Below are 19916 nucleotides of genomic sequence, written 5' to 3' on the forward strand. Positions count from 1 at the left end.
GGAGACCCGATGAACCCCGAAATACGAGCAGCCGTCGTCGAATTCGGCACCATCAGCGGTGAAAGTCTGGCGCAGAACGTCATTGCCGCGCTGTTGTACTTCGCTATCGGTGTCGTCGTGCTGGCGGCCGGCTTCCTCATGGTGGATCTGCTGACGCCGGGGAACCTGCGCCAGATGGTGTTCGTCGAGCGGCGGCCCAACGCCGTGGCCGTCGCCTGTGGCATGTACGCCGCGCTGGCGACCGTGGTCGTTTCCGCGATCGTGAGCAGTTCCAACGAGTTGGGCCAGGGACTGGTCGACGCCGCCGTCTACGGGCTGGTCGGCGTGTTGTTGCAGGGGCTGGCGCTCGTCGTGCTCGAAGTCGTCGTGCCGGGGCGGTTCCGCGACCTCATCGCCGACGAGCGGCTACATCCCGCGGCCATCGCCACCGCCGTGACGCTGCTGGCCGTGGGAGGGGTGAACGCCGCCGCGCTGTCATGACGACCGGGCACGCGCCTGATCCGGCGCCGCCGGTCGGTTCGACGACGCGCTGGCGGGCGGTGCTGCTCGCGGCGGTGGCGGCCTGTGCGGCGTGCGGGCTCGTCTACGAGCTGGCGCTGCTGACACTGTCGGCCAGCCTGCACGGCGGTGGCATCGTCGCGATGTCGCTGATCGTCGCGGGCTATGTCGCCGCGCTGGGGGCGGGGGCGCTGCTGGTCAAACCGTTGCTGGGACGGGCGGCCATCACGTTCATCGCCGTGGAGACGTCGTTGGCGATAATCGGCGGGCTTTCGGCGGCGGCGCTGTATGTGGCGTTCGCGTTCGTCGGCGGTTCGGTGTGGGTGCTGGTGGTGGGCACGCTGCTGATCGGCAGCCTGGTGGGTGCCGAGGTGCCGCTGCTGATGACGCTGTTGCAGCGCGGCCGCGTGTCCGGTGCCGCCGACACCGGACGGGTGCTGGCCAACCTGAACGCCGCCGACTACCTCGGCGCGCTGGTCGGCGGCCTGATCTGGCCGTTCATCTTGTTGCCGCAGCTGGGCATGATTCGCGGTGCGGCGGCCACGGGGGTCATCAACGTGGTCGCCGCAGCGGTGGTCGCGGTGTTCCTGCTGCGGCGCATCGTCACCTCACGCGAATTCATCACGGCAATAACGGTTTTGGCTGCAGCGTTGGCGTTGTTGGTGACGTTGCTGGTGCGGGCCGACGGCATCGAAACCTCGACACGTCAACGGCTGTACGCGGATCCGATCGTCGCGCTCGAACGCTCGCCCTACCAGGAGATCGTGGTGACCCGCCGTGGCGAGGACACCCGGCTGTATCTCGATGGCGGGCTTCAGTTTTCGACCCGAGATGAATACCGGTACACCGAGAGCCTCGTCTATCCCGCGCTCGGTGACGGTGCGCGCTCGGTGCTGATCCTCGGCGGCGGTGACGGCCTGGCCGCCCGCGAGGTGCTGCGCCAACCCGGGGTCGAGACGATCGTTCAGGTGGAGTTGGATCCCGCGGTGGTGCAGCTGGCGCGCACCACGCTGCGCGACGTGAACGCCGGCGCGCTCGACGATCCGCGGGTCACCGTCGTGATCGACGACGCGATGCGCTGGCTGCGCGAGCCCTCGCCGGTCCTGCCGCGGGGAGGTTTCGACGCGGTCATCGTCGACCTGCCCGATCCGGACACCCCGGTGCTCGGCCGGTTGTACTCGGTGGAGTTCTACGCGTTGATCGGCCGGGTGCTGGCCGACGACGGCCTGATGGCGGTGCAGGCCGGCAGCCCGTTCGCCACCCCGACGGCGTTCTGGCGCACGGTCTCGACGATCGGGGCCGCCGGGTATGCGGTGACGCCCTATCACGTACATGTGCCGACGTTCGGCGACTGGGGAATGGTGCTGGCCCGCCGCGGCGCAGCCCCGCCGGTGCCGACGATTCCCGATGACGCGCCGCCGCTGCGGTTTCTCAATCAGCGGGTGCTCGACGCGGCCACGGTGTTCGGCGGTGACATCCGCCCGCAGTGGTTGGAGCCATCGACGCTGGACCATCCGCGCATCGTCGACGACATGCGGAAAGGCTACCGGTGAGCGTCAACCACCCGCCGGCACCGGATAGCGGTCGTTGACGTCGGCGCTGGTGTCCTTGCGTGCGCAGTGCGCGCAACAGAAGATCGCCTCGGGGGTCTCCACGCCGTGGCCGAGGATCCGGCAGCCGCAGTGCGCGCATTCGGGCGCCAGCTGCGCGGCGGCGCATTCGATGCTGTCGAAGGTCGCGCTCTTACCGTCGCCCCATGTGACGGTGAACGCCTTGTCGTACTCGTTGCCGCAGGTATCGCAGATTGCCATCAGAACTCCTTGTCCCTCGCCCATCCGGGTGCCCGGCGGACGGCGATGACAAACGCTCGCGCCCCTGCCCGCCCCGCGCCGTGATCGGCGAAACAGCGAATTCTTCTCGCACTTTCCCGCCCGTTTGTCCCTTTCGACGCAATTAGGCAAACGGGTCAGACGGCGTCGGGGCCGCCGTCCAGCAGCCGGCGGAAGCCGTCCTCGTCGAGGATCGGCACACCGAGCTCGACGGCCTTTTCGTACTTCGAACCCGGTGAATCGCCGGCCACCACATAGGCGGTCTTCTTCGACACCGACCCGGCCGCTTTGCCGCCGCGCGCGACGATGGCTTCCTTGGCCTCGTCGCGAGAGAACCCGGTCAGCGACCCGGTGACGACGATCGACAGGCCCTCGAGGTGGCGTTCGATGCTCTCGTCGCGTTCGTCGGCCATCCGCACCCCCGCGGCGCGCCACTTGTCGACGATCGCGCGGTGCCAGTCGACCTTGAACCATTCGGTGATCGCCTCGGCGATGGTCGGCCCGACACCCTCGACCGCGGCGAGCCGTTCCTCCGAGGCCGCCATGATCGCCTCCAGGCTGCCGAACTCGGTAGCCAGCGCGCGGGCAGCCGTCGGGCCCACATGCCGGATGGACAGCGCGACCAGAACCCGCCACAGCGGACGCGACTTGGCCTCGTGCAGGTTCACGAGCAGCCGCTTGCCGTTGGCCGACAGCTTGCCGTCCTTCGTCCGGAACAGCTCGGTGCGCAACAGGTCTTCGCTGCCGAGGCTGAACAGGTCGCCTTCGTCGGTGATCACCCCGCTCTGCAGCAGCGCGACGGCCGCTTCGTAACCCAGCCCCTCGATGTCGAGCGCACCGCGGCCCGCGAGGTGAAAGACCCGCTCGCGCAGTTGCGCCGGACAGGTCCGGGTGTTGGGGCAGCGGATGTCGGCGTCACCCTCCTTGGCCGGGGCGAGCTTGGTGCCGCACTCCGGACAGTTTGTGGGCATGACGAATTCGCGCTCGGTACCGTCACGCAGATCGACAACGGGACCCAGCACCTCCGGGATCACGTCGCCGGCCTTGCGGATCATCACGGTGTCGCCGATCAGCACGCCCTTGCGTTTGACCTCCGAGGCGTTGTGCAGCGTGGCCTGACTGACCGTCGAGCCGGCGATCTTGACCGGCTCCATCCAGGCGTACGGCGTCACCCGGCCGGTTCGGCCCACGTTGACCTTGATGTCGAGGAGCTTGGTCTGCGCCTCCTCGGGCGGATACTTGTAGGCGACCGCCCAGCGCGGCGCCCGCGACGTCGACCCGAGCCGGCGCTGCAGCGCCACTTCGTCGACTTTGACCACGACACCGTCGATTTCGTGATCGACCTCGTGGCGGTGTTCACCCCAGTACGCGATGCGCTCGGTGACCGCCTCCATGCCCTGCACCCGCGCGGTGTGCTCGGAGACCGGCAGCCCCCAGGCGCTCAGCGCGCGGTAGGCCTCGTGCAGCGACGTCGGGCGGAAACCCTCGACGTGACCGATGCCGTGGCAGATCATCCGTAGTTTGCGACGCGCCGTCACGGCCGGGTTCTTCTGCCGAACCGAGCCGGCGGCGCTGTTTCTCGGGTTGGCGAACGGCGGCTTTCCCTCGGCGACCAGGCCCGCGTTGAGCTCTTCGAAGTCGGCCACCCGGAAGAACACCTCGCCGCGCACCTCCAGAACCTTCGGCAGCGGGAATTCCTCGGTGGCGGTGAGCTTTTCGGGGACGTTGTCGATGGTGCGGGCGTTCAGTGTGACGTCCTCGCCGGTGCGGCCGTCGCCGCGGGTCGCCGCCCTGACCAGCCGGCCGTCGCGGTACACCAGCGACAGCGCCACCCCATCGATCTTCAGCTCGCACAGAAAGTGCGCGTCCTCGCCGATCTCGTCCTTGATGCGCGCGGCCCACGCGGCCAGTTCCTCCGGGGTGAAGACGTTGTCCAGGCTGAGCATCCGCTCCAAGTGCTCGGCGGGGGTGAAGTCGGTGGCGAAGCCGGCGCCGCCGACCAGCTGCGTCGGCGAGTCGGGGGTGCGCAGCTCCGGATGCTTCTCCTCGAGCGCCTCCAGTTCGCGTAGCAGTTTGTCGAAGTCGGCGTCGGAGATGATCGGCGCGTCGCGGATGTAATAGCGGAACTGGTGCCCCCGCACCTCGTCGGCGAGTTCCTGCCAGCGGCGCCGCACATCCGCGTCGGGGGCGTCCTCGGCCTGCTCGGCCAGCGTCGTCTCGGGATCCGGGGTCGCCTTGGTGCTCACCCCCGCAGGCTAATGCAGCCAGCCGACATCGCACGGCGCGGCGCCGCGGGCCCGACCGTCGCCGTCCAGACCGACGCTTTGGCTGGTTTGCGGCCCATCGACTCGACCATTGCGTCGGTGTCGACGCGTGCACCACTTGGTTACCCTTGCGGGCATGCCGCACCCGATCATGTTCCGCGACGACGACCTCGGGCTGGCACGGGTGCGCGAGATCGCGCTGGGCTTCCCCGAGGCGTTCGAGAAGATCTCCTGGGGGCGGCCCGTGTTCTGCGCGCCGAAGATCTTCGCGATGTACGGCGGCAGCGCCAAGACCGGCGTCAAAGGCCAGTACGTCCAGTACCCCCACTCGATCCTGGTCAAGGTCGACGAGAGCGACCGGCGCGCGCTCGAGCAGGACACCCGCTTCTTCTACCCCGCCTACATGGGGCCGTCGGGTTGGCTGGGGCTGGATTTCACCGCGACGGACAAGATCGACTGGACCGAGGTGCGCGAGCTGATCGACGCCTCGTTCCGACTGGTCGCGCCCAAGAAGCTGATCAAGCGCCTCGACGTAGGCTGACCAGGTAAGCGGTGCGCCATCACTGAATCGGAGACGCCTTGAGTTTCGCCAGTCCCTTTCCCGAAGTCGACATTTCGTCCACCAGCGTCTACGACTACCTGTTCGGCGATATCGCACAGGACGACCTCGACCGGGTCGCGCTGATCGACGCCAAGTCCGGTCGCCAGACCAGCTACCGCGAGATGATCGCGCGCGTCGACGCGTTCGCCGGCGCCCTGGCCGGGCGCGGGATCGGTGTCGGCGACGTCGTCGGCTTGCTGTCGCCGAACAGTTCGGGGTTCGCCGTGGCGTTTCACGGCATCCTGCGCGCCGGCGCGACGGCCACCACGATCAACGCGCTGTTCACCGCCGCCGACATCGCCAAGCAGCTGCTCGATTCGAAGGCCAGGATGCTGGTCACCGTCACACCGCTGCTGGAACTGGCGGGCGAGGGCGCGGCGGCCGCAGGGATCCGGCCCGAGGACGTCGTCGTGCTCGACGGCGACGGGCTCGCCGCCACCGGACATCCCAACGCCGCCGATCTGATGGGCCCGGGCCTGCCGGCACCCGACGTCAGCTTCGCGCCGTCGTCGCATCTGGCGGTGCTGCCCTACAGCTCCGGAACCACCGGCGTCCCCAAGGGCGTCATGCTCACCCACCGCAACCTAGTGGCCAACGTCGCCCAGATCCGGCCGCTGCACGGCATGGTCGCCGACGACGCGATCCTGGCGGTGCTGCCGTTCTTTCACATCTACGGAATGACTGTGCTGCTCAACGCCGCCCTGCACGCCCGCGCCCGGCTGGTCATCATGGGCAGCTTCGACCTCGAGGAGTTCCTGGCCAACATCGCCGAGCACAAGTGCACGATCGCGTTCATCGCGCCGCCGGTGGCCGTGGCGCTGGCCAAACATCCGCTGGTCGACGACTACGACCTATCCTCGCTGAACACCGTGATGTCGGGTGCCGCGCCCTTGGACGCCGATCTCGGCCACGCCGTCGCCAAGCGGTTGGGCTGCACCGTCGTTCAGGGCTACGGCATGAGCGAGCTCAGCCCGGTCAGCCACATCACCCCGTTCGACGGCGGCCTGCAGGAGATGAACATGGTCGCGCCGCTGAGTTCGGTCGGCTGGACGGTGTCCAACGGCGCCTCCAAGCTCGTCGACCCCGAGACCGGTGACGAAATCCCTCCTCCCACAGAGGGTCTCAGCAAGACTGGTGAACTCTGGTTCAAGGGACCCAACGTGATGGCGGGATATCTGAACAACGAGGCGGCCACCAGGCAGACCATCGACGACGAAGGCTGGCTGCACACCGGCGATCTCGCGCAGGTCGACGCCGACGGCTGCGTGTACATCGTCGACCGCCTCAAGGAACTGATCAAGTACAAGGGCTATCAGGTACCGCCCGCCGAACTCGAGGCGGTGCTGCTGAGCCATCCCGCGATCGCCGACGCCGCCGTGGTCGGGGTGACCGACGCCGACGGCGAAGAAGTCCCGAAGGCGTTCGTGGTCAAGCAATCCGCCGCAGAGCTGACCGAAGACGAGGTGATGGAGTTCGTTGCAGCTCAGGTCGCCCCGTACAAGAAGGTGCGTCAGGTGGCGTTCATCGACGCGGTGCCCAAGTCCGCGTCGGGAAAGATTCTGCGCAAGGATCTGCGCGGCTGACTCAGGGTCGGTGCAACCGGTCGGCCATCTGCGCGGCCCGCGCCTGCCGGTAGCCCAACGCCGCGCCCGCGGCCGGAATCAGCAGCAACCCGGCGATCCCCCACAACGCATTCCAGTTCGCGCCCGGAGCGCCGGGAAGGGGCACCGGCATGTGCGGCGGTGTGGCTAGGCGGTGCAACAACGGCGGCGCCGGGCGCGCTGGAGGACGCGGTGGCGTGGGCGCAGGCGTGGGCACAGGCGGCGCAACGACGGGCGTCCGTGTGGGTGCCTGCTGCTGACGCGGTGCGAAATCGCCGCTCTGCAAGCCGGGTTGGCGGCCGTTGCCGATGGTCACCCGCGGCGGCTGAAATGTGGCTGCGGGCCCGGCGACCGGCGCCGAGCCGCCGCCACCGCCGGCGCCGGCTCCAGGAGCGAGGCTGGTGCTGACGGTCGGCGCGTCGACGGCAGGACCACTGCTGATGGCCGGACCATCGGAGCTTCCCGGCGCATCGGCGGGCGGCCGGTCGTCGCTGACGGGCCCGCGGGCGTCGACGCCGGCCCGCGCGTTCGGCTCCGGTTGCGGACTGTCTTCGCGCCCGGTTCCGACCCGCGACTGCGGGCCCTCGCCGCCGCGGTTGGATCGGCCGTTTCCGTTGCCGTCGTTGCTGTGGCGCCGCTGACCGGCATCCGAACGGTTGCCGCGGTTGTCGTGGTCGCCCTTCGAACCGTGGCGGCCGTGCCCACCATCGCGATCAGCACTGGACCCGCGATCGGAGCCGCCCCCGCGCGAACCACCCGGGTCTGCCGTGGCAGTCGCCAGTCCAGGGCCGCCGATCAACAGACACGCCGCTACGACACCAACACTCGTCGCCAGGCGCTGGTGAAATTGGGCCACAATTCCTCTCCTGCCAGTCGGCAAAGACGATTCGATGCGGGCGGGATGAATTGTCGCACGCGAGAGCACCGCACATCAGCGGTCTCGCCGAACGCACGCAAATCGTTATCGGGTGTCTGGGTTTTCGTCTTCGACGAAAGCCCGCAACCGGTCGATCGCGCGATCCCAGCGTCGCGACAGGCCCGTCAGGTATTCGCTGGCTTCGGTCAGCGACTCGGGCTCGACCTGCCAGATGCGTTCCCTGCCGCGGCGTTGACTGCTGACCAGGCCCACCGTTTCCAACAGCACAAGGTGTTTGGTCGCCGCCTGCCGGGTGACCGGTACCGCCTGCGTCACCTCCGTCGTCGAGCAGGGGCCGCCGTCGCACAGGCGAGTGATGATCCGTAGCCGGTTCGGGTCGCCCAACGCGTCGAACACCGGCGCGCGGTCGAGAAGCGCCGAGGTGCTCACACCGTCTCGCTCATCGCGACGTACTTGCGTACCAGCTCGGTCTGCGCGGCCCAGCCCGAGCTGTTGTCGTCGAATGCCGCCTTACGACGATCCTCGGGGATGGCGTCGAACCCGGACTCGACGATGCGCAACAGCACGCCGTCGGCGGTCTCCTGCAGCGTGAACTCGACAAGGGTGGTCGGGCCGTCCTCGCCGCCTGCGACGAGGTAGGGGCGCCAGCGGTAGGCCAATCGGTGCGGCGGCTCCACTGCGACGATCCACCACGTATCGGCCGTACCCTCATACGGCTCTTGGCTTTTGGCGATCTCTTCGTCGACCGCCGTCGGCGTCATCACCCCGGTGAGCGCGGCGCCCTCGACGAACGGCCCGTCGAAGCGAACCCCGAACCACCGGCCGAACTGGTCGGCGTCGCTGATCGCCTTCCAGACCCGCTCCAGCGGAGCTTTCAGCACGACGTGCTTTTCGATTCGATCCGAACTCATGCGCAACCTCCTGGTTGCGTGTCACCCTACGGGTGCAGGCCGGTAATGCGCAACCCCCAGGTTGCGCGTTTCTGAGGCGACGCCAGCGTGTCACCGAGTTCTGCCGCAGGGTCGCGATGAGCCGGGCAAGCACTGCCCTGCCGCAGAAATCGGCGATGACCACGACGGGACCACGGCGGTCCGAGCGTCAGATCGCGTCGGGGTCCTCGGCGAACCCGTCGGCGACCTTCTGCACCAACTCGACGGCGGCGCGCGCCCACTGCGGGGTTGCCCCGGCCAGCCCACAGGCCGGGGTGATGCCGACTCGTTCCCGCAACACCGACCGGGAGAATCCAAGCCGGTCGGTGACAGCGGCCGCCGCCTTGGCGACCTCCTCGACATTCGGTGGAGTTGTCGGGGCCGTGGCGGGAACGACGCCGAGCAACACCGCGCGACCCGATTCGACGAACTCGCCGATGCCGTCGAGATCGGCGCCGGCAAGCGTGGTCACGTCTACCGCAATCGCGGGTATTGCGCTGCGCTGCAAAAGATTCCAGGGCAGATCTGAGGCGCAGCTGTGCAACATCACGTCGGCACCGAGAGCGCTGACGTGGTCATCGAGGAGCCCGAGCGCTACCGACTCGTCGACAGGATGCACGGGTGTCAGGCTGGTCACCCCGGTGAGGCGGCCCTGCAGCGCGTCAGGCAACAGCGGTTCGTCGAGCTGCGCGACGACGGCGGTGTCGAGCCGTTTGGCCAACCGCGCACGGTGCGCTGCCATTCCCTCGGCCAGCGACACGGCCAGATCGCGGAGCGCACCCCGGTCGGTGATCGCGCGGTGCCCGTTGGGCAGCTCGAGCTGGGCGGCCAGCGTGATCGGCCCCGGCGACTGCACCTTGACCGGGCGCGCGCTGCCGCGCAGGCCCGCCTTTTCCCACGCTTCTTCGAATGCGTCGATGTCCTCGTCGAGCAGGCTCATCGACCGCCGGGCCACGGCGCTGCGACCGGAGACGATCCGATAGCCGCGCGGGACGGTGTCGATGCCGATGTCGACCAGCAGCGCACCGGCACGACCGATCATGTCCGCACCCACGCCGCGAGCGGGCAACTCGACCAGATGCGGCAGGGTGTGCAGTTCGCCGACGATCACCTCGGCGGCCTGGCGCGGTGACGACCCGGGCCAGGATCCGATTCCGGTCGCTGCAGCGAAAACGCTCACTCGTTTGACAGTATGCGATCGGGCTAACCTCATTCCCGAAGGGCTGGGAGGAAGGCCATGCGGGTATCGCCGGGATCAGCGGTCCTGTGGTGGGCGGCGACGCTGTTGGTCGCGGGCTGCGCACAGACGGTGACGGGCAGTGCCGTGCGGGCCATACCAGGCATCGACGACGACTCGTTGTCTCCGTTGGACGTCGACACGATCATGCTCGACCAGGCGCAGATGCGCGCCATCACCGGGGCCGGTGACGACCTCACCATCATTCCGAGTATGGACGGCAAGATCCCCGTCGACATCGACCACTTTGCCGAATCGACCCCGTCGCAGTGCCAATGGATCTTCGCCGAGACCCAGACGTTCGGCCCCGACGTCGAAGAATTCCACAAGACGACGTTTCAGCACCCGCCCGGCGGCGGTCTGATCTCCCAAGGCGCCGCCGCATACCGCGATGCGGACACCGCGCGCCGGGCCTTCGATGATCTCGTCGCACGCGCCGACGGTTGCAGCACAACGCCGTTGGGCCCGATGCTGGTCGGCGACGCGGTCATCACCCCGGACTCCCTGCAGACCCGCACCGACAACGGGTGCGGCCGGGACTACCGCGTCAAGAACGTCGTACTGGTCGAGGTGACGGCGTGCCGGTTTCCCAGCTCGGTGCCGACCATCGTGATGACCAACATCTTGGCCAAGGTGCCGAATTAAGCCTCGTGCGTGGCGAATTGGCGTCGCATGTCACGGATGTAGCCGTCGTATGCGCAGGCGACGTCGTCTAGGTCCAGCTGCCCGGGCAACTCGTCGAAGCGTTGGCGTTTGCCCAGATAGTCCAGGGTGGCGGCGACGACGCTCAGCTCGTCGGCCTGCTCTCCGGCGATGTCCAGCACGATTTCCGGGGCGGCGTGCACCCGGATCGTCACCACCTCGTCGTCGAGGGTCGCCCGAACCAGATAGTCGTGGTCGTCCAGCGGGTCTATGCCCTGCAGATCATCGGTCATCGTTGTCTTCATTTCTCGTCGCCTTGCGCGGTCGACCTGAGGTGTGCGACACAGAGATCCGGCTCGACGAAGGGGTCCAGGCGCTCGACGGCCAGCGGGGCCTGCATCGCCGTCAGCGCGCCCTGCATCAGCCCGAGGTGCAGGGCGCAGACCACGGACTGGTGCCGGTCCACGACCTCGATGAAAGGACAGTGCCGCAGCCGGATGTCGTGCACGGGGCGGGTCGTCGGTGGCTCCGGGCCGAAACCCACCTCGGCGAGCACATCGACGAACTCGTCGACAGCCTGGCTCCTGGACGGCGCTGGGCCGCTATTGCCCTTCGTCAGGGTGGGGCCCCACGAGCGCCCCAGCTCGGTGCTGGCACGCACGGGATCGCGCGCGTGTGCCGCAAAGTAATCCGTCATGACGGCTGCCAGCAGGGAGTAGTTCGTGGGCCCGGCGGGATCCATTCTGCGGGTGGCCCGGTACCGGGTCGGCGGACGCCCCCGCGTCGTGACCCGATCGGTCACCTCCTCGACGAGCTCTGCCTTCACCAAGGCATCGAGATGGAAGCGAACAGTGTTGGGGTGCACGCCGATTTCGCCGGCCAGGCTGGAGATGCTGCGCGACTCGGTGGAGTTGCGCAGTGCGTCCAGAATCCGATCGCGCCGTCCCCGGCGCATCACTCCCCCTGCGGCGGAAGGGCAGCCACCATTTCTGTGTCGGCGTCGATGGGTCCGAGCTTCGCAGCCCCGCCCGGTGACCCCAGCGGCTCATCCCGCCCGGGCAGCGTGTCGGTGAAGAACTTCGCGTTCTCCGCGATGTAGGGCTGCAGCTCGTCTGGCAGGTCGTCTTCGTAGTAGATCGCCTCCACCGGGCACACCGGCTCACAGGCACCGCAGTCGACACATTCATCGGGGTGGATGTAGAGCATCCGGGCACCCTCGTAGATGCAGTCGACGGGGCACTCCTCTACGCAGGCACGGTCTTTGACGTCCACACAGGGCTGACCGATCACGTACGTCATGCCCCGTACATTACTACAACTTTGACTTGTAAAAAAGCCCCCCGGACCCTGGTGCTCGCGCGAGATTTAGAGGACTATAGTCATCTAAATAAAACCCTGGGTGAAGGGACGGTAATGGACCACGTGTTCGGGAAATCTTGTGCCGCAAGGGGCAATGACTCATGAGCATCATCGCCGAGAGGACAGCCACCAGACCGTCCCCGCCACGACAGGGTCCGAAGGGTTCGCTCGTCTACAAACTGATCACGACCACCGACCCCAAGCTTCTCGGGATCATGTACATCGCGACGTCGTTCGCCTTCTTCCTGGTCGGCGGGTTGATGGCGCTGCTGATGCGTACCGAGCTGGCGGGGCCCGGGCTGCAGTTCCTGTCCAACGAGCAGTTCAACCAGCTGTTCACCATGCACGGCACGATCATGCTGCTGCTGTATGCCACACCGATCGTGTTCGGCTTCGCCAACTGCATTCTCCCGCTGCAGATCGGCGCCCCCGACGTGGCCTTTCCGCGGCTCAACGCGTTGAGCTACTGGCTTTATCTGTTCGGCGGCCTGGTCACGGTGTCGGGGTTCATCACCCCCGGCGGCGCAGCCGATTTCGGCTGGACCGGCTACACGCCCCTGAGCAATGTGCTGCACTCGCCGGGCGCGGGCGGTGACCTGTGGATCTTCGGTCTCGGTGTGGCCGGTCTCGGCACCATCCTGGGCGCGGTCAACATGATCACCACGGTGGTGTGCATGCGCGCCCCGGGCATGACGATGTTCCGGATGCCGATCTTCACCTGGAACATCCTGGTGACGTCGATCATCGTGCTGATGGTGTTCCCGCTGCTGACCGCGGCGCTGTTCGCGCTGGCCTACGACCGCCACTTCGGCGCGCACATCTATGACCCCGCCAACGGCGGCGTGATCCTCTGGCAGCACCTGTTCTGGTTCTTCGGCCACCCCGAGGTCTACGTCGTGGCCATTCCGTTCTTCGGCATCGTCACCGAGATCTTCCCGGTGTTCAGCCGCAAGCCGATCTTCGGCTACACCACGCTGGTCTACGCCACCATCGGCATCGCCGCGCTGTCGGTCGCGGTGTGGGCGCACCACATGTTCGCCACCGGAGCCATCCTGCTGCCGTGGTTCTCGTTCATGTCCTACATGATCGCGGTGCCGACCGGTTTGAAGTTCTTCAACTGGATCGGCACGATGTGGAAGGGGCAGTTGACATTTGAGACGCCGATGCTGTTCTCCATCGGCTTTCTGCTGACGTTCCTGCTCGGCGGCCTGTCGGGCGTGATGCTGGCCAGTCCGCCGCTGGACTTCCACGTCACCGACACCTACTTCCTGGTGGCGCACTTCCACTACGTGCTGTTCGGCACCATCGTGTTCGCCACCTACGCCGGGATCTACTTCTGGTTCCCCAAGATGACCGGGCGTCTGCTCGACGAGCGGTTGGGCAAGCTGCACTTCTGGCTGACGTTCATCGGCTTTCACACCACGTTCCTGGTGCAGCACTGGTTGGGTAACGAGGGCATGCCGCGGCGCTACGCCGACTACCTGCCCACCGACGGGTTCACCACGCTCAACGTCGTTTCCACCATCGGGGCGTTCACCCTCGGCGTCTCGATGCTGCCGTTCCTCTGGAACGTGTTCAAGAGCTGGCGTTACGGCGAACCGGTGACCGTGGACGATCCGTGGGGCTACGGCAACTCGCTGGAGTGGGCCACCTCCTGCCCGCCGCCACGGCACAACTTCACCGAGCTGCCCCGGATCCGTTCGGAACGCCCAGCCTTCGAACTGCACTACCCCCACATGGTCGAACGGATCCGCGCGGAGTCACACATCGGCCGCCACTGAGTGCGGGGCGACGTTCAGACCAGGTGACCGACGACCCTGGAGGTCAACACCAGCGCCAGCGCGAGAAGCGTGCCCACCTTGACGACCTCCAGGGCGACATAGAGGTAGTGCATCTGCGAGCGCGGCAGGGTCTCACCGGCGAGGATTCGGTTCGAGCGCTTGGTCAGCGGTGGCCGCACAGCGACGACCTGAACGGCGAGCACCGCCGCTGCCACCACGACCAGGATCAACGCGACCGTAGCGGGCCTGGCGACCAGGGTTGCCAGCAGAAGCACCGCGGCGAGCACGACTTCGACACCGTTGAGGGCCTTGAAGACGCGCCGGCCGATGCCCAGCCCGATCGGAAGGGTCACACCGGGCGCGCCGAACTTGAGCGGTGCCTCGAGAAACGAGATGGCCAGCACCATGCCGAGCCACAGCATCGGCACGAGCAATTGCACGTATCTAGCGACTTCATTCATGTGACACCACCCTTGCCAGGCAGAGCTCGGGCTCGACGAACGGCTCCAGCTCCGCGGATATCGTCGTATCGCGGGCCAGCTCGGCCAGCACCCCGCGGTGCAGGCCGCAGCCCACCTCGGGGTGCGCGCGCGCCAGTTCACGGATCGGACACGCGTGCAGCCTGATTTCGCGCTCACGCTTCGTACGCGACCGCTTCGCCGCAAGCAGTTCCGGGGCGAAACCCATGCGGGCGAAGACCTGGGTGGCCACCACCGCGAGACGATCGAGGGCGTCGTCGTCGCTCAGGTTTTCGCCCGGCCCGGCATCGGCCTTGAACGCGGCGATCATCTGATCCGCCCAACGCCGTCCCGCACGCTCAGCGCGGTCGCGGCGGGTCTGTGCGGTCCTCCCGAGTTCCATCGCCAGCACCTCGGCCAGCACCCGGTAGTCGAGGCGATCTTCCACCGCCACGTAGCCGGTTCGCGGCCGCCCCGCCCCGGCGCGGTGCAGCCGGGTGCGCGCGATCGCCCCCTCGTCACACAACGCGTCCAGGTGGAAGCGCACCGTGGTCACATGCAGACCGATCTGTCCGGCGATTTGGGCGGCGTCGACGGGGCCCTCGTGCTGGCGTACCAGGTGGAGCACGCGTTCGCGTTGACGGTTGCGCGGCAACCGATTTCGTCGCGGTCGCGCCGCCGCAGCAGGAACTTCGTCGTCCACGGGGTCTTCGCTCCGATATTTAACGGATGGAACTCATTTTTATAGTAGCCGCGATCCGGCCGCGGAACCACCGCCGCCGCAGATGTCAACGGCAGATCGTGGCGCTTCCGATGACCTCGTCTCCCTGCGGGTCCGGACGATAGAGCACCATGGTCTGTCCCGGCGCGACCCCGCGCAGCGGGGCCCGTAGCTCGACCGCCAGCTGCCCGTCGCGCAGCTCCGCCACGCCGTCAGCGACCCCGCCGTGCGCGCGCACCTGCACCGCGCACTCCACCGGCCCGGTCGGCGCGACGCCGCAGGTGAACACGGGCCATTCGCCGGTCAGCGTCCAGATGTCCAGATCGGCGGCGTCACCGACGTAGACGGTGCCGGTTTCGGCATCGATGTCGGTCACATAGCGTGGCCGGCCGTCGGGACCCGGCCCGGCGACGCCCAGACCCTTGCGCTGTCCGATCGTGAAGCCGTGCACCCCGTCGTGCTCGGCCAGCACGGTGCCGCCACGGTCGACCACGTTTCCCCTGCGCACACCGATACGGGCACCGAGAAACGCGCGGGTGTCCCCGGACGGAATGAAACAGATGTCGTGGCTGTCGGGTTTGTCGGCCACCGCGAGCCCGCGGCGCGCAGCCTCCTCGCGGATCTGGGCTTTGGGCGTGTCACCGATCGGGAACAGCGCGTGCCGAAGCTGTTCGGCGGTCAGCACGCCGAGCACGTAGGACTGGTCCTTGTCACGGTCCACCGCGCGGCGCAGCCTGCCCTCGGCCAGGCGCGCGTAGTGGCCGGTGGCCACCGCGTCGAAGCCCAGCGCCAGCGCACGAGCAGCCAACGCGGAGAACTTGATTCGCTCGTTGCACCGCACACACGGGTTAGGTGTTTCGCCGCGCGCATACGACGACACGAAGTCGTCGATCACATCGTCAGCGAAGCGGTCGGCGAAATCCCATACGTAGAACGGGATATCGAGCACATCGGCGACGCGGCGGGCGTCCCCGGCGTCCTCCTTCGAGCAGCACCCGCGTGACCCGGTGCGGAGCGTGCCGGGGGCCGACGACAACGCCAGGTGCACGCCGACGACGTCGTGGCCGGCGTCGACCATCCGGGCCGCAGCGACCGAGGAATCGACGCCACCGCTCATCGCGACGAGAACCCGCATCAGTCCACCGCTCCCGAACTCGCGAGCACCGCCTGCCGGGCGCGCTTCACCGCGGCGGGAAGGACGGCGAGCGCGGCGTCGACGTCCGCCTCGGTGCTGGTGTGCCCCAGCGACAGCCGAAGGGATCCCCTGGCGGCCGCGGGATCACTGCCCATCGCGATCAGCACATGCGACGGCCGCGCCACCCCGGCGGTGCACGCCGATCCCGTCGAGCACTCGATTCCCTTGGCGTCCAACAGCATCAACAGCGAGTCGCCCTCGCAACCGCGGAACGTGAAGTGGGTGTTGCCCGGTAGCCGCCCCGCTCCCGCGGCACCGTTGAGGTGCACGTCGTCGATGCTGGACAGCACGCCGTCGATCAACCGGTCGCGCAGTCGGGTGACCCGCGCGCTGTGCGCCTCCAGGCCCTCCACCGCGACCTTGGCGGCAGCGGCCATCGCCACTGCACCGGCCACGTGCGGTGTGCCCGAACGGACATCGCGCTCCTGACCGCCGCCGTGCAGCAGCGGCACACATGTGGTTTCCCGGCGCAGCAGCAGCGCGCCGACGCCGGTGGGTCCGCCGAACTTGTGTGCGGTGACGCTCATCGCCGACAGCCCGCTCGATGCGAACTCGACGGGTACCTGGCCGACGGCCTGCACGGCGTCGCTGTGCATCGGAACCTCGAACTCGGCTGCGACGGCGGCGAGTTCGGCGATCGGCATGATCGTGCCGACCTCGTTGTTGGCCCACATGACAGACACCAGCGCGACATCGTCGTGGCGCTGCAACACATCCCGCAACGCTGCCGCTGTCACCGAACCGTCCGGTTGCACCGGCAGCCAGGTCACCTCGGCGCCTTCGTGCTCGACGAGCCATTCCACCGCGTCCAGCACCGCGTGATGCTCGACGGGCGTGGTGACGATGCGGCGCCGACGCGGTCCGGCGTCACGGCGAGCCCAGTAGATGCCCTTGATCGCCAGGTTGTCGCTCTCGGTGCCGCCCGCGGTGAAGATGACCTCCGACGGCCGCGCGCCCAGCAGGTTGGCCAGTGCTTCGCGGGCCTCTTCCATCTGGCGGCGCGCCACCCGGCCGGTGCCGTGCAGCGACGACGCGTTGCCGACGGTCGCCAGCACAGCCGTCATCGCCTCGATGGCAGCGGGGTGCATCGGGGTGGTGGCGGCGTGATCGAGGTAGACCGGCCCTGATGAGCCCCTCGGGCGAGCATCCGGCGTAGTCGGCGAGGTCATAACCGTTCAAGTCTAGCGGCCGGCCCGGCATGCTCTGGCTCCCGCGGTCAGGCCACCAGTGCGTGGACGTGCCCGCGGCGGGACCGGTTGCCCCGCACCGCGCACTCGCAGCGGCCTGCCAGGTCACGGCGGTCGGTCCCCGGCAACTGCAGCGACGCGACGTGCACCCGCACCATCGTGCGCTGCGCGGTCATCAACCGCCGGACGGAGGCCAGCAGCGTGTCGTCGCCGACGTAGGCCGCGGCGGTCGACCGGCGGCCGTCACGGTGGTGGTAGCTCAACCGCAGCGGCTGAACCGGCCTGCCGGCGTCGATGGCGGCCTGAAACATCGCGGGCCGGAACGGGCCGTGCGCCAGCCCGCACCAGGTGGTGCCCTCGGGAAACGCGACGACGGTGTGCCCGGCACGCAACCGGGCGGCGACCGCGTCGACGACGTCGGGTAGCCCACGCAGGTTGGCCCGCTCGATCGGGATGACCTTCATCAGCCGGGCCAGCAATCCCAGGCCGGGCCAGTTGATCAGCTCCGATTTGGCGACGAACCGTCCGGGCACCACCGCGCCGATCGCGAAGACGTCGACCCACGATACGTGCCCGCTGACCACCAGCACGCCGGACAGATTACGAATCGGGCCACCCGAGACGGTGATTCGCACGCCAAGGCAGCGCAGCATCAGCCGGCAGTACCCGCGCTGGACGCGGGAACGTGCTGGCAGCGGCGTGAGGATCAGCGGGATCGCCGCCAACAACGTCAGGGCCGAACAGGCGCGAATGGCGATGCGGCAAGCCGTTACCAGGCGGTGACCAGCCGCCGTCGCACCGGCCCCGAGGCAGTCGGCGTCGCACGGCGCCAGGGGCACCCATGGACTGGTCACGACGTCATCCCGTCGGCCATCACCGCTGCCGCTTGCACCGATCGGAGCCTGCGCAGGTAATGGGTGTCGGCGCGGCGTTTGTCGAGCAGCGCCGGAAAGTCGGCCACCCCGAAGTCCGGGTCGTGGGCGGGGTCGCCGCAGACCTGGGCGCCGAGGCGCAGGTAGCCGCGCATCAGCGCGGGCGCTTTCACGCGTTCGGGCGGGTCGATGTCGTCGAGGCGCCTACCGTCGACGATCACCGGGCGGTGGGGGTACACGGTGTACCGCGCCGGCGCGGCATGACGGCGCCGCACGAGATCACGCACGCCGCGGACCGAGCGCCCGGGTACGGGGTCGTCGGCGTCGTAGATCGGCACGGACACGCAACCGGTCACGTAGTCGTAACCGCAGCGGTCCAGATAGGCCAGGATGCCGGCCCACATCAACAGCACGACACCGCCGTTGCGGTGCTCCGCGCGCACCGCCGCACGACCCATCTCCACCAGGTGAGGCCGCAGCGGATCGAGGGCGCGCACGTCGAATTCGGTTGCGGTGTATAGGCCTTTTGCAGCGATCGCCCCTGCGGGAGGCAACATCCGGTAGCAGCCCACCAGCTCTCCGGAGGCGTCGTCGCGCACCAGCAGGTGATCACAGAACTCGTCGAAGCGGTCGGCGTCGGTGGCGGTGGTGAGCGCGAAGCCCGGCTCGGTGCTGAACACGTCGTGCCGCAGGCGCTGCGCGGCCTCGATCAGCGCGTCGTCGGTGGACAGCAGCAGGGTGTAGCGGGGCACGCTCGCGGTGCCCGGGTGGCCGGCGGGTATGAGGACAGAAGCGGTGCTCATGGCTGCACGGTCGCGCCGCTGCATCTCCGGATGGCGTCGCGTGCGTGACGTGTCCGTGAGCGCTAGATGACGACTTGTCGTCCCCTATGTCAAATGTCACTCCCGGAAGATCACGTTGTCTCCGACGGCGTTGCGCGGGGTGTCGAGGTGGTTGGCCGGGAAACCCGGATCGGGATAGCCGATGGCCAGCCCGCAGAGCACAGTGAGGTCGACGGGGATCTCCAGCTGTGCGTGCAGGGTGTCGGGAAAGTTGTCCGGGAGGAACATCCGCGTCGAGCGACGCTGGCTGATCGCCTCTTCGAGTCCGCTCACGGCGGTCAACGGTGGCTGAGCCAGTCGGCGAACCTGGTGGTTGCGATGGCGGCGTCGTCGCCGGTGACCAGGCTGTGGTCGTCCACCGGGGTGCCGAAGTAGGTGGCCTTGGGGTCAACGACGACGGGCCGATCGTCACCGTTGGCGCTCAACACCGCCCTTGCCAGCTCGGCGAACGACATCTTGTCGGGCCCGCCGATGTTGCAGAAACCGTTGCGGGCCGGCGCGTTGGCCGCACGGGCCACCTCGGCGGCGACGTCATCGGCTGCGATCGGCTGGATCGCTCCGTCGGGCGCATGCACCTCGCCGTCGATCGTCAACGAATCGGCGATCGACTCGGCGAACTCATGGAACTGCGTGGCCCGCACGATCGTGTACGGCAGGCCCGATTCCCGCAGGATCGTCTCCTGGACGACCTTGGCCCGCATGTAGCCGCTCTCGGGCAGCTCGTCGGCTCCAACGATGGACAAGGCCACATAGTGGCCGACGCCGGCTTCGGCGGCGCCGTTCGTCAGGTTGGTGGTCGAGTCGGTGAAGAACCGCTTCACCGCATCGTCCTCGAACGACGGCGAGTTCGTCAGGTCCACCAGCACGTCCGCGCCGCGCAGCGCGTCGGCGACACCTTCGCCGGTGAGCACGTCCAGCCCGCTTTGCCGGGAGGCCGAGACCACCGTGTGGCCGGCGGCTTCGAGCAGGGGGACCACCTTGGAGCCGATCAGACCGGTTGCGCCGATTACCGTGATCTTCATT

General features: G+C 68.1%; 23 protein-coding genes. 6 read left to right on the top strand and 17 right to left on the bottom strand.

The genetic code is table 11. From position 1 onward, the window contains the following. The first annotated feature begins 9 nt into the window (after positions 1 to 9). Together G6N28_RS02285 and G6N28_RS02290 are read left to right on the top strand one after the other, a co-directional pair. Positions 10 to 480 (top strand): DUF350 domain-containing protein, encoded by a 471-nt coding sequence (locus tag G6N28_RS02285; RefSeq protein ID WP_163896847.1) that lies wholly within the window; start codon positions 10 to 12, stop codon positions 478 to 480. Beyond that, positions 477 to 2051 (top strand): polyamine aminopropyltransferase, encoded by a 1575-nt coding sequence (locus G6N28_RS02290; protein ID WP_163896848.1) that lies wholly within the window; start codon positions 477 to 479, stop codon positions 2049 to 2051. Before G6N28_RS02285 ends, G6N28_RS02290 begins: the two co-directional genes overlap by 4 nt. A 3-nt stretch (positions 2052 to 2054) precedes the next feature. Here G6N28_RS02290 and G6N28_RS02295 read toward each other — a convergent pair whose 3' ends face one another. Both G6N28_RS02295 and ligA read right to left on the bottom strand, forming a co-directional pair. Continuing rightward, the gene (locus tag G6N28_RS02295) at positions 2055 to 2309 is read right to left on the bottom strand and encodes a metallothionein (RefSeq protein WP_163896849.1); all 255 of its coding nucleotides are present in this window, start codon (positions 2307 to 2309) and stop codon (positions 2055 to 2057) included. Between the two features lie 155 nt (positions 2310 to 2464). Further along, a complete protein-coding gene (ligA, locus tag G6N28_RS02300) occupies positions 2465 to 4573 on the bottom strand; it encodes an NAD-dependent DNA ligase LigA (protein ID WP_163896850.1) in 2109 nt (702 codons plus the stop codon). A 154-nt stretch (positions 4574 to 4727) separates the two neighbouring features. On the opposite strand from ligA, the gene G6N28_RS02305 reads away from it, so the two are divergent. After that, positions 4728 to 5132 carry an MmcQ/YjbR family DNA-binding protein gene (locus G6N28_RS02305; RefSeq protein WP_163896851.1) on the top strand — a complete coding sequence of 135 codons (405 nt, stop codon included), beginning with the start codon at positions 4728 to 4730 and terminating at the stop codon, positions 5130 to 5132. Between the two features lie 38 nt (positions 5133 to 5170). Beyond that, positions 5171 to 6775 carry a 4-coumarate--CoA ligase family protein gene (locus G6N28_RS02310; protein WP_163896852.1) on the top strand — a complete coding sequence of 535 codons (1605 nt, stop codon included), beginning with the start codon at positions 5171 to 5173 and terminating at the stop codon, positions 6773 to 6775. A gap of 1 nt (position 6776) precedes the next feature. On the opposite strand, the gene G6N28_RS02315 is transcribed toward G6N28_RS02310, so the two are convergent. From G6N28_RS02315 to G6N28_RS02330, 4 genes are all read right to left on the bottom strand, one after another. Next, positions 6777 to 7649: a hypothetical protein gene (locus G6N28_RS02315; RefSeq protein WP_163896853.1), complete on the bottom strand. Its 873-nt coding sequence runs from the start codon at positions 7647 to 7649 to the stop codon at positions 6777 to 6779. A gap of 105 nt (positions 7650 to 7754) precedes the next feature. Next, entirely contained in the window at positions 7755 to 8099 is a 345-nt protein-coding gene (locus G6N28_RS02320; RefSeq protein WP_163896854.1) for an ArsR/SmtB family transcription factor, read from the bottom strand. Beyond that, positions 8096 to 8581 (bottom strand): SRPBCC family protein, encoded by a 486-nt coding sequence (locus G6N28_RS02325; protein WP_163896855.1) that lies wholly within the window; start codon positions 8579 to 8581, stop codon positions 8096 to 8098. Before G6N28_RS02325 ends, G6N28_RS02320 begins: the two co-directional genes overlap by 4 nt. 187 nt (positions 8582 to 8768) lie before the next feature. Then, positions 8769 to 9779 carry a uroporphyrinogen decarboxylase/cobalamine-independent methonine synthase family protein gene (locus tag G6N28_RS02330; protein WP_163896856.1) on the bottom strand — a complete coding sequence of 337 codons (1011 nt, stop codon included), beginning with the start codon at positions 9777 to 9779 and terminating at the stop codon, positions 8769 to 8771. A gap of 57 nt (positions 9780 to 9836) precedes the next feature. Between G6N28_RS02330 and G6N28_RS02335 the strand changes: the two genes are divergently transcribed. After that, complete coding sequence (locus G6N28_RS02335) at positions 9837 to 10481, top strand: sensor domain-containing protein (protein WP_163896857.1); 645 nt, start codon at positions 9837 to 9839, stop codon at positions 10479 to 10481. On the opposite strand, the gene G6N28_RS02340 is transcribed toward G6N28_RS02335, so the two are convergent. From G6N28_RS02340 to fdxA, 3 genes are read right to left on the bottom strand one after another with little or no spacing between them, the layout of a single operon-like run. After that, a complete protein-coding gene (locus G6N28_RS02340; protein WP_163896858.1) occupies positions 10478 to 10771 on the bottom strand; it encodes a hypothetical protein in 294 nt (97 codons plus the stop codon). The two genes, G6N28_RS02335 and G6N28_RS02340, sit on opposite strands and share 4 nt — an antisense overlap. An 8-nt stretch (positions 10772 to 10779) precedes the next feature. Beyond that, positions 10780 to 11433, bottom strand: coding sequence for a helix-turn-helix transcriptional regulator (locus G6N28_RS02345; RefSeq protein ID WP_163896859.1), 654 nt, complete (start codon positions 11431 to 11433; stop codon positions 10780 to 10782). Then, entirely contained in the window at positions 11433 to 11777 is a 345-nt protein-coding gene (gene fdxA / locus G6N28_RS02350) for a ferredoxin (protein ID WP_163896860.1), read from the bottom strand. The genes G6N28_RS02345 and fdxA overlap by 1 nt, the downstream gene beginning before the upstream one ends. A 161-nt stretch (positions 11778 to 11938) precedes the next feature. Between fdxA and ctaD the strand changes: the two genes are divergently transcribed. Then, positions 11939 to 13618 carry an aa3-type cytochrome oxidase subunit I gene (gene ctaD / locus G6N28_RS02355; protein WP_163896861.1) on the top strand — a complete coding sequence of 560 codons (1680 nt, stop codon included), beginning with the start codon at positions 11939 to 11941 and terminating at the stop codon, positions 13616 to 13618. A 14-nt stretch (positions 13619 to 13632) separates the two neighbouring features. Here ctaD and G6N28_RS02360 read toward each other — a convergent pair whose 3' ends face one another. The 8 genes from G6N28_RS02360 to G6N28_RS02395 all read right to left on the bottom strand — a co-directional run bounded on the left by G6N28_RS02360 (position 13633) and on the right by G6N28_RS02395 (position 19915). Continuing rightward, the gene (locus G6N28_RS02360) at positions 13633 to 14079 is read right to left on the bottom strand and encodes a hypothetical protein (protein ID WP_163896862.1); all 447 of its coding nucleotides are present in this window, start codon (positions 14077 to 14079) and stop codon (positions 13633 to 13635) included. Beyond that, entirely contained in the window at positions 14072 to 14695 is a 624-nt protein-coding gene (locus G6N28_RS02365; RefSeq protein WP_163905752.1) for a helix-turn-helix transcriptional regulator, read from the bottom strand. The genes G6N28_RS02360 and G6N28_RS02365 overlap by 8 nt, the downstream gene beginning before the upstream one ends. 169 nt (positions 14696 to 14864) lie before the next feature. Continuing rightward, on the bottom strand, positions 14865 to 15932 hold the full coding sequence (gene mnmA, locus G6N28_RS02370) for a tRNA 2-thiouridine(34) synthase MnmA (protein ID WP_163896863.1): 1068 nt from the start codon (positions 15930 to 15932) through the stop codon (positions 14865 to 14867). After that, positions 15932 to 17161, bottom strand: coding sequence for a cysteine desulfurase family protein (locus G6N28_RS02375; protein ID WP_163896864.1), 1230 nt, complete (start codon positions 17159 to 17161; stop codon positions 15932 to 15934). Before G6N28_RS02375 ends, mnmA begins: the two co-directional genes overlap by 1 nt. A gap of 47 nt (positions 17162 to 17208) precedes the next feature. Then, positions 17209 to 18033 (bottom strand): lysophospholipid acyltransferase family protein, encoded by an 825-nt coding sequence (locus G6N28_RS02380; protein WP_163896865.1) that lies wholly within the window; start codon positions 18031 to 18033, stop codon positions 17209 to 17211. Further along, positions 18030 to 18854: a GNAT family N-acetyltransferase gene (locus G6N28_RS02385; protein WP_163896866.1), complete on the bottom strand. Its 825-nt coding sequence runs from the start codon at positions 18852 to 18854 to the stop codon at positions 18030 to 18032. Before G6N28_RS02385 ends, G6N28_RS02380 begins: the two co-directional genes overlap by 4 nt. 96 nt (positions 18855 to 18950) lie before the next feature. Further along, complete coding sequence (locus G6N28_RS02390) at positions 18951 to 19166, bottom strand: nitroreductase family protein (RefSeq protein ID WP_163896867.1); 216 nt, start codon at positions 19164 to 19166, stop codon at positions 18951 to 18953. A 5-nt stretch (positions 19167 to 19171) separates the two neighbouring features. Next, the gene (locus G6N28_RS02395) at positions 19172 to 19915 is read right to left on the bottom strand and encodes an SDR family oxidoreductase (protein ID WP_163896868.1); all 744 of its coding nucleotides are present in this window, start codon (positions 19913 to 19915) and stop codon (positions 19172 to 19174) included. Position 19916 lies beyond the last annotated feature (1 nt).

Source organism: Mycolicibacterium pulveris (assembly GCF_010725725.1).
Taxonomy (GTDB): Bacteria; Actinomycetota; Actinomycetes; order Mycobacteriales; family Mycobacteriaceae; genus Mycobacterium; species Mycobacterium pulveris.

What these genes read in the sequence shown, in the direction of transcription:
- G6N28_RS02285 (WP_163896847.1), top strand. Translation starts at nt 10, where the DNA reads ATGAACCCCGAAATACGAGCAGCCGTCGTCGAATTCGGCACCATCAGC.
- G6N28_RS02290 (WP_163896848.1), top strand. Translation starts at nt 477, where the DNA reads ATGACGACCGGGCACGCGCCTGATCCGGCGCCGCCGGTCGGTTCGACG.
- G6N28_RS02295 (WP_163896849.1), bottom strand. Translation starts at nt 2,309, where the DNA reads ATGGCAATCTGCGATACCTGCGGCAACGAGTACGACAAGGCGTTCACC.
- G6N28_RS02305 (WP_163896851.1), top strand. Translation starts at nt 4,728, where the DNA reads ATGCCGCACCCGATCATGTTCCGCGACGACGACCTCGGGCTGGCACGG.
- G6N28_RS02325 (WP_163896855.1), bottom strand. Translation starts at nt 8,581, where the DNA reads ATGAGTTCGGATCGAATCGAAAAGCACGTCGTGCTGAAAGCTCCGCTG.
- G6N28_RS02335 (WP_163896857.1), top strand. Translation starts at nt 9,837, where the DNA reads ATGCGGGTATCGCCGGGATCAGCGGTCCTGTGGTGGGCGGCGACGCTG.
- G6N28_RS02340 (WP_163896858.1), bottom strand. Translation starts at nt 10,771, where the DNA reads ATGACCGATGATCTGCAGGGCATAGACCCGCTGGACGACCACGACTAT.
- G6N28_RS02345 (WP_163896859.1), bottom strand. Translation starts at nt 11,433, where the DNA reads ATGCGCCGGGGACGGCGCGATCGGATTCTGGACGCACTGCGCAACTCC.
- fdxA (WP_163896860.1), bottom strand. Translation starts at nt 11,777, where the DNA reads ATGACGTACGTGATCGGTCAGCCCTGTGTGGACGTCAAAGACCGTGCC.
- ctaD (WP_163896861.1), top strand. Translation starts at nt 11,939, where the DNA reads ATGAGCATCATCGCCGAGAGGACAGCCACCAGACCGTCCCCGCCACGA.
- G6N28_RS02360 (WP_163896862.1), bottom strand. Translation starts at nt 14,079, where the DNA reads ATGAATGAAGTCGCTAGATACGTGCAATTGCTCGTGCCGATGCTGTGG.
- mnmA (WP_163896863.1), bottom strand. Translation starts at nt 15,932, where the DNA reads ATGCGGGTTCTCGTCGCGATGAGCGGTGGCGTCGATTCCTCGGTCGCT.
- G6N28_RS02375 (WP_163896864.1), bottom strand. Translation starts at nt 17,161, where the DNA reads ATGACCTCGCCGACTACGCCGGATGCTCGCCCGAGGGGCTCATCAGGG.
- G6N28_RS02385 (WP_163896866.1), bottom strand. Translation starts at nt 18,854, where the DNA reads ATGAGCACCGCTTCTGTCCTCATACCCGCCGGCCACCCGGGCACCGCG.
- G6N28_RS02395 (WP_163896868.1), bottom strand. Translation starts at nt 19,915, where the DNA reads ATGAAGATCACGGTAATCGGCGCAACCGGTCTGATCGGCTCCAAGGTG.